Below are 10,410 nucleotides of genomic sequence, written 5' to 3'. Positions count from 1 at the left end.
GAGCCTCCTCCTCCGGCGGGCCGATACTGCCTGGCCCGCCTCCGTCCGGGGTCTCCCCGCCCCGGCGTGAGCCTGCCGGCAGCGGTGACGCGCTCTCGCCCATCACGCCCGGCAGTCTCCCGCCGCACAGCATCTCACGGGTACTACGAAGCCCCCGGACCGCCACATCCTCTCCAACCGGTAGGGTCGGACCTGTGTGTCCGACCGTCTTTCCGCCGCACGAATCTCTGCTCGTCCCACACATCCTCGCACATCCGACCGCGGACCGACACGCAGGTCGGTACCTACCAAGCTTGGGCATCTCCGCGATTCGGAGGGCATCGACCGAGAACGAGCTCCCACCTGCGCGGACGTACGTCGACCGCATGCCGGGTCGTTGCGCATCTCCCTGGAACGGGCGATGCGTAGGGCGGGGCGCGCGGGTTGCGCGGAGACACCGGGACGCGAGAAGATGACCGACGCGGAGGCGGGGATCACGCACGGCGAGGCGGCCGTGAACGGCGTGCGGCTGCACTACGCGCAGGCCGGGCAGGGGCCGCTCGTGCTTCTGCTGCACGGCTTCCCGGAGTTCTGGTACGCGTGGCGCCACCTGCTGCCCGCGCTGGCGGACGCCGGCTTCCACGCCGTCGCCCCGGACCTGCGCGGCTACAACCTGTCCGACAAGCCCCGCGCCGTCTCGGACTACCGCGTGGAGCACACGGGGGCCGACGTGGCCGCCCTCGCCGCGCACCTGAGCGACCGGCCGGCGGCCGTCGTCGGGCACGACTGGGGCGGCATCGTGGCGTGGTACGCGGCAGCTTGGCATCCGGAGCGCTTCCGCTGCCTCGCCGCCATCAACGCACCGCATCCCCGCGCCATGAACCGCGAGCTGAAGACCGCGGACCAGCGCCTGCGCTCGTGGTACGCCGCGTTCTTCCAGCTCCCCTGGCTGCCCGAAGCCGTGCTGCGCGCCGGAAATTTCAAGCTGCTGGAGCGCGCCCTCCGCCGCGAGCCCGTTCGCCGCGACGCGTACACCGACGAGGACGTGCGGTGCTACAAGGAAGCCTGGTCGCAGCCCGGCGCGCTGACGGCGATGCTGAGCTGGTATCGCGCGCTGCGCCCGTCGGGCATGCCGCGCATCCCGGACATCCACCTGCCCACGCTGCTCGTGTGGGGCGAGCGCGACCCGCACCTGCGCCCGCAGCTCACCGAAGGGCTGGACGCGTGGGTCCCCGGCATCCGCGTCGAGCGCCTTCCCGACGCCAGCCACTGGGTGCCCGCCGAGTTCCCCGAACGCGTCGCCCGCCTCCTGGCGGACTTCATCCGGAGCCACTGAATGACCCTCGCCGCCACCGCACACCCCTCGCTGCCCGTGACCACGCACTCCCGGAAGATGCGGCGCGAGCTCGCCCGCAAGGCGTTCCACATCTCCACCACCTCGCTGCCGCTGCTGGTGTGGCTGGCGCCGCGGGCGCTGGCGCTGGCCGTGCTGGTGCCCGCCGCCTGCCTGGCGCTCACGGTAGACCTGGTGCGCCTGAACGTGCGCGGGCCGCGCTACCACTTCCTGCGCCTCACCCGCACCATGCTGCGGCCGCGCGAGCGGCACAGCATCACGGGCGGAACGTACATGGCCGTGTCGTACGCCGCGGCGCTGGTGCTCTTCCCCACGCCCGTCGCCGTGGCCGCCATGCTCTTCAACGGCCTGGGCGACGCCGCCGCGGCGCTCGTCGGCAAGCGCTTCGGGCGGCACCGCACGTCGTGGGGCAAGAGCTGGGAAGGCTTCGGGGCCGCGCTGGCGGTGAACCTGGCGGTGGGCCTCACCATCGCCGCGCTGAGCCCGGCGCTCGCCCCGGCCGGCGCGGTCCTCGGCGCCCTCACCGCCGCCGCAGTCGAGTTCGCGCCGCTGCCGCTGGACGACAACGTGCGCGTGACCCTGGGCGGCGGCGCCATGGCGTGGCTGGGTACCCTGCTCGCCCGCACGCTGCTCTGAGGCGCGGCCCTGTTTCGGCCACCTTCGCCACGCACGAGCGGGGAACGCCGCGCGGCGGCGTGCTTTCTGCGGATGCGCGCCCCGGAATCGCCGCCGTGCCTCCGCCGTCCGCTGGGCGGGAGGCGCCGCGGCCGGGCGCAACCTGCACTTCGACGGGAACGAGGATGACGGGAATGGCAAGCAGCTTCGGCGCGGCCCGCGGGCGCGCGGCTTTTCGCGCGTTCGCCGCCGCCGCGCTGATGGCGGCCTCGGGCGTGCAGCCCCTGGCCGCGCAGTCGGCCGACAGCACGCGCTTCAAGCACGTCTTCGCGAGCACCGACGCATACGTGGTGGGCGGCTTCACGCTGGCGCTCCTGGCGGCCCGCCCGCTGGACGCCCGGGTCACCGCCAAGATGCAGCAGCCCGCGTGGCAGGCCAACAAGTACGCCGGCCGCGGCTCCACCGTGGTGCGGCTCCTGGCCGTGCCGGGCACGCTGGTGGGGGGTGCCGTGGCGTACGGCTACGGCCGCGCGACCCACGATCCCACCATCTCGCGCGTGGCGCTGCACAGTGTGGAAGCCGTGGTCGTCAACGGCATCGTGACCAACGCGGGCAAGGTCGTCGCCGGGCGGGCGCGGCCGTACAAGGACGTCAACAATCCCCACGACTTCAAGCTCTTCCGTGGCTGGCGCAACCCGGACTACCAGTCGTTCCCGTCCGGGCACACGTCCTCTGCCTTCGCCATGGCCGCGGCGCTGACGGCCGAGGCGGGCGTGTACCATCCCAAGCAGCGCTGGATCGTGGGCGGCGTCACGTACACGCTGGCCTCGCTCACCGGCATCTCGCGGATGTACAACAACAAGCACTGGGCGAGCGATGTGGTGGCCGGCGCCGCCATCGGCACCGTCACCGGCCTCACCGTCGTGCGCTACAACTACATCCACCGCGGCAACACCGTGGACCGTCACCTGGTGCCCAAGAACCGCACCGGCATCCCCATCGTCATCTCCATCCCCGCACCCTGACCGCAGCGGGAGACGAGAACGGACCGAGGGCGCGCCGGCATCTCCCGGCGCGCCCTCGGTCCGTTTTGTAGTGCCGCCGACCGGTCCCGTCCGCGCCGCCTCGATCCGAAGATGCGACACACCTCCTGCCCACACCCGAATTCTCCCCTCCCCCAGGCAGTTTTGGGGGAGGGGCCGGGGGAGGGGGCCGATTCCCGCCGAGCTTACCGCGTCACCGCGGCGAGGAAGTGCTCCACCGCCCAGGTGGAGAGCTGCCCGCACGGCTGGCTGAACGCGAAGTCGCAGGCGTGGGTGGACCACGGGAGACGGAGCAGCAGGTGCGGACGCCCGGCAGCCGCGAGCGCGGAGTCCAGCATCTCGGAGTGGACGACCCACACCAGCTCGTCGCGCCCGCCGTGCACCAGCAGGGTGGGCGGCGTGTCCGGCCCGACGAACGCGAGCGGAGACGCGGCCACGTAGCCGGGCAGATCGTCGTCCGGAGTGCCGCCGAGAAATGCGCGCAGGATGACGCGGCTGTCCAGCACGGCGGGGTTCGCGGGGTGCGCGTATCCGTAGACGAGGTCCGTGGGCGCGTAGAACGAGATCGCGCCGCGCACCGCGGGGTCGTGCGCCCGGTACGCCGCCAGCAGCGCGAGCTGCCCGCCCGCCGAGCGCCCCATCAGCACGATGCGCCGCGGGTCCACGCCCAGCGCCGGCGCGTTCGCCTCCAGGAAGCGCAGAGCGGTCAGCACGTCCGCCAGCGCGTCCGGCGCGCGATGCTTCGGGGCGAGGCGGTACTCGATCGCGGCGACTACGTACCCGCGCGCGGCCAGGTAGCGGTTCAGCGGCGGGAGCTGCTTTCGGTCGCCGCCGCGCCAGCTTCCGCCGTGGATGACGATCACGGCCGGCGCGGGCCCTCGCCCCGGCGGCGAGTACACGTCCATCCGCAGCGGCCCGTCCGCCCGGTCGGCGTAGACGAAGGTGCGCACCCGCACGCCGGGCGAGCGGACGCCGCGCAGCATGTCCAGCGGGGCCAGCGGCTGCGGGCGCGCGGGGGCGCCGGGGAGCGAGCGCGCCTGCGCATCTCCGAACGCCTCGCGCATCCGTGCGGGCAGTTCGTGCGCCACGGGCACCGCGCGCGCGAGCGGGCTCAGCAGCATCGCCGCGGCGAGCACCGCGATCCCGGCGGCGAGACGCCCCGCCGCCGTCCGCCGGGCGCGCGGGAGGACGAGCACCAGCGCGAGCGCTGCGATGCCGTATCCCCACTCCGTCGCGAGCACCGCCATCTCCCACGTCCAGTACGTCGGCGCGCGGAACACGGCCAGCAGACCGTATCCGAGCGCCACCACCGCAAGCAGCAGCCGCACGCCGTCCGTCGCCCGCCACCCCATACGCACAGCACGCATCCGCATCTCCCGTCGCTCGGTTCGCCGTTGTCGTCAAACTAGGGACGTTCCGGACGCGGGAACAAGCACCCCGCCATTCCAATCCGGCGGAACGGCAGGCGCACGCGGAGACGCGGAGCACGCGGAGAACAGCAGGAGACGAGATGTCGTTCTCCGCGGCTCCGCGGCTCCGCGTGAGGCCCGTCGTCCGAAATGCGTGAGGGGCGCATCGGAAAATCCGACGCGCCCCTCGCTCATCCAACGATCCGCCGCTGTCAGCGGTGGCCGATGGCTACCAGATCTGCGCGCGTACCGAGTCGGGGCGCACCATCGGGTCGCCGGCCTGGCAGTGGAACGCCGCGGCGAACTCCGGCATGTTCGAGAGCGGCCCGTTCACCCGCCAGCGGCCGGGCGAGTGCGGGTCCACCGAAACCAGCATGCGCGACTGCTCCGGCCGTGTGACCGTGCGCCAGATGTGCGCCCACGACAGGAAGAAGCGCTGCTCCGGCGTCATCCCGTCCACCAGCGGCGGGCGCGGCTTGCCCTCCATGCTCTTCTGCAGCGCCGCGTACGCGATGGTCAGCCCGCCCAGGTCGGCGATGTTCTCGCCCGCCGTGAGCGCGCCGTTCAGGTGCAGCGTGTCCACCGCCGTGTAGCCGTTGAACTGGCTCACCACGCGCTGCGCCTGCGTGGTGTAGGCCGCCGCGTCCTGCGGCGTCCACCAGTCGCGCAGGTTGCCCACCGCGTCGTACTGGCGGCCCTCGTCGTCGAACCCGTGCGTCATCTCGTGCCCGATCACTGCCCCGATGCCGCCGTAGTTGGTGGCGTCGTCGGCGTTGGGGTCGAAGAACGGGGGCTGGAGGATGCCCGCCGGGAACACGATCTCGTTGATGCCGGGGTTGTAGTACGCGTTCACCGTGGGCGGCGTCATCCCCCACTCGCCGCGGTCCACCGGCCGCCCGATCTTGCGCATGGCCCGGTCGATGGCGAACCGCTTCGCCGCCGCCGTGTTCTCCTGGTAGCGGCCCGGCGCCAGCGCGAGCGCCGAGTAGTCGATCCACCGGTCCGGGTAGCCGATCTTCTGGACGAAGGCGTCCAGCTTGCCGATGGCCTGCGTGCGCGTGGCCTCGCTCATCCAGCTCAGCGTGCCCAGCCGGTCGTGAAGCGCCGCGCGCAGGTTGTTCACCATCGTCACGGCGCGCGCCTTGGCCTCGGGCGTGAAGGTCTTCGCCACGTACGCCTGGCCCAGCAGCTCGCCCAGGCCGTTGTCGGTGGCCGTGAGGCAGCGCTTCCACCGCGGCAGCATCTCGCGCACGCCGCTCAGCGCCTGCTGGAAGTGGAAGCTCTCGTTCACGAACACGGCGCCCAGGCGCGGCGACGCCTCGTTCGCGAGCTGCCAGCGCAGGTACGCCTTCCACGACGCCAGCGGCACGCTCCCCAGCATGCCGCCCGCCGCGCGCACGAAGTCCGGCTGGCGCACCATGACGTGCGTGCCCGGCTGCGCCCCCATCTCGCGGAAGTAGCCCGTCCAGTCGAAGCCCGGCGCCAGCGCCTGCGCCTCGGCCAGCGTCAGCTTGTGGTAGATGGCGTTGGGGTCGCGCTGCGCCACCCGCGTCATCGACGCACGGGCAAGCGCCGTCTCCAGCTCCAGCACTCGCATGGCGTCGGCGTGCGCGCGGGTGGCGGGCGTGCCCACCAGGCGCAGCGTCATGTCGATGTGCTGCACGTACTTGTCGCGCAGCGCGCGGCTGGCCGAGTCGTCCTTCAGGTAGTAGTCGCGGTCGGGCAGGCCCAGCCCGCCCTGGCGCACCGTGCCCAGCATCACCCGGCTGTCCTTGTCGTCCTGCTCCGCGCCGAACGTGAACACCGCCGGAACCCCGACGTGGTGCAGCCGCGCGATCTCCGCCTGGAGCTGGCGCTGCGTGGCGATGGCGTCTATGCGGCTCAGCTCGTCCAGCAGCGGGCGCACGCCCTGCTGCTCCACCGCCGCCGAGTCCATGCACGCGCCGTAGAACGCGCCCAGCTTCGCCTCCGCGCTCCCGGGCGCGGCCGTGGCCCGGTGCGCCGCCGCGTCTTCGGCGATCGAGCGCAGCACGTCCTGGTTGCGCTGGAACACCTCGTGGAAGTTGCTCCACGACGAGTACGCCGCGGGGATCTGCGTCTGCTGCAGCCACGTCGTGTTCGCGAACTGGTAGAAGTCCTGGCACGCGGCGCACGCCGTGTCCGCCTTCACGGCCGCGGGCGCGTGCGCGAGCGGCCCCTGCGCCTGCGCGGGAATCGCCAGCGCCGCCACGAGCGCCGCCGGCGCCAGCATCCGGCTACGGGATGTATTCATCGGATCTGCCTTGGGGTTGGAGGGTGAAAAGAACATCAACAGCAGTGGATCGAGGAGCATTCGAGCCGCAAGAACGCCGGTGGATGCGGACACCTCCACGAATCCGCATCCCTCTGCTCGCCCGATTTGCCAGTCGGATCCGGAACGGCAACGGCTCGGTAGATCGGAGATGTGCATCGCGCCTCGCGCATCTCCGCGTCGATCACGGTAGATGACCGGCATCGCATCGTGAAGATACGTTCCCGCCCGCAGCATCGTCTCATCCGACCGATCCACATCTCCCGTCCGCGGCGATTCGGCGGATGCGTGGCGGGCGCTTCGGACGCGACTCCGCGGATGCGTGGCTCAGGGCTCGCCCACGGCTTCGGTGGCGGAGAGGAGCGCCTGGGACGCGGCCATGATGCGCGAGGCGAGGTCCGCGACCTCCCGCTCGGCGAGCTGCCGGTCGCCGGCCCGCACCGCCTCGCCGACGGAGGGAAAGACCATCGTGGAGTAGCCGTTGTCCTCGTCCGCCACGTACACCAGCCCGCGGTACCAGGGACGCGTCTTCAGCCCTTCGCGCCGGGTGAGGGCGCGCTCCACCGCCATCAGTGCGCGGTTGGCGCGGTCGCGCCGAGCGGCCGGGAGCGCGCCGCCCGCCAGCGCGGCGTCGCGCGCCCGTGCGAAGCCCGCCGCCGCGCGGCCCATGTAGTCCAGCGCCCCCGCCAGCGGGCCCGACGCCGCCGGCCAGCCCTTCGCCACGAACGACGAGTCCAGCGCCGGCAGGTAGCCGCGGAGCGTGTGCGCGAACTCCTCGTAGTCGTACGGCAGCACCTCGGCGTTGGCCATGCGCAGCACCGCGGCCGCGCCCACCTGCGCGCTGGCCGCGTGGCGCCGGAAGCCGGGGTCGCCGAAGCGCCGCATCCACTCGAACGAGTCGTACTGCGAGTGGTACACGCCGCCCGGCCCGCCGAAGCCCCAGTCCGCCATCGGGATGCCCAGGTGGTTGTAGAAGCCCGCGAAGTCCGAGCCGCCGCCGGGGCTCTCCATCTCCGGCTCGTGCCCGTCGGCCGTCTTCGCGCTGCGCCGCCACGCCCCGTACACGCTCAGCCCCGCCGAGTCCGGCGAGGGGACCTCGCGCGCTACGTCGCGCACCAGCGCCCGCAGCGACGGGCTGGCCGCCCCGCCGAAGTTGGGGCCGGAAGCGGACACGTCCTGATTGAAGTACGCCACCGCCCCGCGCGCCAGGCGGAGCGAGTCCTGCTCCACGAACTCCGTGCTGCCCACCAGGCCCCACTCCTCCGCGTCCCACGTGGCGAACAGGATGGTGCGGCGCGGCCGGTTGCCCGCCTTCACCTGCTCCGCCACCGCTCGCGCCGCCTCCAGCACGCTCGCAGTGCCGCTCACGTTGTCGAACGCGCCCGGCCCCCACGCGTCGCGGTGCCCGCCGATGATCACCAGCTCGTTGGGCAGGTCGCTCCCGCGCACCACGCCGAACGTGTCCCAGATCGTCTTGTACGCATGCGCCGCCGAGTCCGTCTCCACCGACACGCGCGCCTCCACCGGGCCGGGGCCCAGGTGGTAGCGGAAGGGCAGGCCGCCCTGCCAGCGCTCCGGCGCCTCCGGCCCCGTCATCCCCCGCAGCAGCTCCGCCGCGTTGCCGTAGCTCATGGGCACCACGGGAATGTGCGGCACCTGCATGTCCGCCTGGGGGATGCGGCGCGCGCCCGCTACGCTGGGATAGCCGGGCGTGCTGGGGTCGCCCGCGCCGTTCATCACGCTGCCGCGCTGGATCCCGCCTTCGGGCCGGAAGCGCCCCTGCGGGTACACCGGTCCGGCGCCCGACCCGTCGTCCTTGGGGTCGCTGTAGATGATGAGCCCCAGCGCGCCGTGCTTCTCCGCCTCGCGCGCCTTGATGCCGCGGAACGACCGTCCGTACCGCGCGATGGCGATGCGGTTCTTCACCGACACGCCCAGCGAGTCCAGCCGCGCGTAGTCCTCCACCAGCCCGTAGTTCACGTAGACCACGTTGCCGCGCACGTTCCCTGCGCCGCTCGATCCGTTCACCGCCGGGTACTGCGGTCCGGTGGATGTCGAGTCGCCCGGCACCGGCGGCTCGCTCATGGGCAGCTCGCGCGGGTCCGGCGATGTGCGCCACACGTGCACCGCGGTGGCGTGCGGCAGGTAGACCACGTACGGCCGCACCTCCGTCTCCAGCCCCATCGCGCGCATCTGCTGGATCACGTAGTCGCGGGTGCGGGCGTCGGCCGCGGTGCCAGCCACGTGCGTCTCGCGCGAGAGCGCGTGCGAGTGCGCCGCCGCCGCCGCGGGCGTGGGCCGCGCGATGGCGTCGGCCTCCAGCGCGCGCTCGCGGGCGGACGCGGCGGGGGAGTAGCCGGGGGTGGCCTGCTGGGCGTGGAGCGCGGCGGCGCCGGCCAGCAGCGCCACCGGAACGTAGCGAAGGAGCACGGGATCGGCCTCGGGGTTCGGCGGGCGAGGGAAACGGCAGCCTCACAACGTACACGATCCCCGCCCCAATCGACAGCCTCCCGCGGAGCCCCGCCTCCCGGCATCCACGGGGAGATGCGCACACCCGCAACTTCCTTCACGATCACGCGCTCCCGACCCTCGCCTCCACCCTGCATCTTCAGCGGATGTGCGTCGTCGGTCCGTAGACGCGCCGTCCGGCCGGTGTGCCGAGGTGCGACACCTCCGATCCAGCCGGTGGATCGAACCCCAGGGTGAACGAGAAGAGGCGGACGGGAATCTCTCCCATCCGCCTCTCCATCTGCCAGTTTCGCCGATTCGATGCGCGGCTAGAGCTCCTCTTCCGCGGCATCGCGTACCTTGCGGCGGGTGAGGCGAGCGACCAGGAACGACGCGACCACCTGGCCGCCGAAGATACCTGCCAGCCGGATGGCGATGTCGGTCCCCGGCGGCAGCACGCGCAGGGCTCCGCCCGTCGCCAGGCCGGACGCCACCAGCACCATGAAGTACCGCCCGCGGCTGCCGGTGAGGCGGTGCACGGCGAGCGGCGTGAAGAACACGGCGCCCGCCACGCCCGCGTAGATCGCCCAGTGCAGGTGGTCCATCACGCCCTTCGCCGCCACCGCCCACGAGCCCACGAACAGCCCCATCACCACGGTGGATACCGTGAACTCCCACACGCCGCGCATCACCCGGCCGATGGCCGAGCGCTTCTGGGGCGGGGCGGCCGGGGCCTGCGGGACGGCCGGCGCGACGGCCGCGCGCGCGGGCGGCTGGTACGCGGTGAACGCCGGGACGGGCTCGGGCCGCGGGAACGGCGCCTGCGACACCGGCTGCTGCGGCCGCATCGCGGACTGCTGAGGAGCGGGCGACCGGAAGACCGGCTGCTGCGTGAGTCCGGCCGGGCGCGCGGGCGGCTGATAGAACTCCGTCGCCTCGTACGCGCGCGGCGCCTCGCCGAGGCGGGGGGATGCGGACGGAGTGGGCTGCGGCGCATTGCCCAACGCCCGCGTGGCGTCCATCTCCGTCCAGTCCTGCGCCATCCCCGCGGCTGCGGACGCGGGGGCGGACGCGGGGCGCGGCGGTGCGTAGGCAATGCCCGAGTTCGTGCGGTCCGCGTTCAGCGCGTCCGCGAAGGCGCCCGCGTGGGGGAAGCGGTCCGCCGGCCGCAGCGCCAGCGAGCGGAGCAGCGCCGCGCGCACCGCCGGGTCCAGCCGCGGCGCGCGCCGGTCCAGCTGCGCCACGGACTCGGCCACCTCGCGCGCCATGACG

The 10,410-nt window shown here is 73.0% G+C and carries 7 protein-coding genes; 3 read left to right on the top strand and 4 right to left on the bottom strand.

The genetic code is table 11. The features are described 5' to 3' along the window. Window positions 1-451: 451 nt before the first annotated feature. From VFE05_00675 to VFE05_00665, 3 genes are all read left to right on the top strand, one after another. Complete coding sequence (locus tag VFE05_00675) at window positions 452-1,315, top strand: alpha/beta fold hydrolase (GenBank protein ID HET6228556.1); 864 nt, start codon at window positions 452-454, stop codon at window positions 1,313-1,315. After that, complete coding sequence (locus tag VFE05_00670) at window positions 1,316-1,969, top strand: SEC59/DGK1/VTE5 family protein (GenBank protein ID HET6228555.1); 654 nt, start codon at window positions 1,316-1,318, stop codon at window positions 1,967-1,969. Window positions 1,970-2,142: 173 nt separating this feature from the next. Next, on the top strand, window positions 2,143-2,973 hold the full coding sequence (locus VFE05_00665; GenBank protein HET6228554.1) for a phosphatase PAP2 family protein: 831 nt from the start codon (window positions 2,143-2,145) through the stop codon (window positions 2,971-2,973). 203 nt (window positions 2,974-3,176) lie between these two features. On the opposite strand, the gene VFE05_00660 is transcribed toward VFE05_00665, so the two are convergent. The 4 genes from VFE05_00660 to VFE05_00645 all read right to left on the bottom strand — a co-directional run. Further along, window positions 3,177-4,358 carry an alpha/beta hydrolase gene (locus tag VFE05_00660; protein ID HET6228553.1) on the bottom strand — a complete coding sequence of 394 codons (1,182 nt, stop codon included), beginning with the start codon at window positions 4,356-4,358 and terminating at the stop codon, window positions 3,177-3,179. 271 nt (window positions 4,359-4,629) lie between these two features. Then, entirely contained in the window at window positions 4,630-6,672 is a 2,043-nt protein-coding gene (locus VFE05_00655; GenBank protein HET6228552.1) for a M13 family metallopeptidase, read from the bottom strand. Window positions 6,673-7,017: 345 nt separating this feature from the next. Continuing rightward, entirely contained in the window at window positions 7,018-9,120 is a 2,103-nt protein-coding gene (locus VFE05_00650) for a M20/M25/M40 family metallo-hydrolase (protein HET6228551.1), read from the bottom strand. Window positions 9,121-9,467: 347 nt separating this feature from the next. Next, window positions 9,468-10,410: hypothetical protein (locus tag VFE05_00645; GenBank protein ID HET6228550.1), on the bottom strand; the 943-nt coding region annotated here is incomplete at its 5' end.

The organism is Longimicrobiaceae bacterium, from assembly GCA_035696245.1.
Taxonomy (GTDB): domain Bacteria; phylum Gemmatimonadota; class Gemmatimonadetes; order Longimicrobiales; family Longimicrobiaceae; genus DASRQW01.
This window is presented reverse-complemented; position numbering and strand designations above follow the sequence as displayed.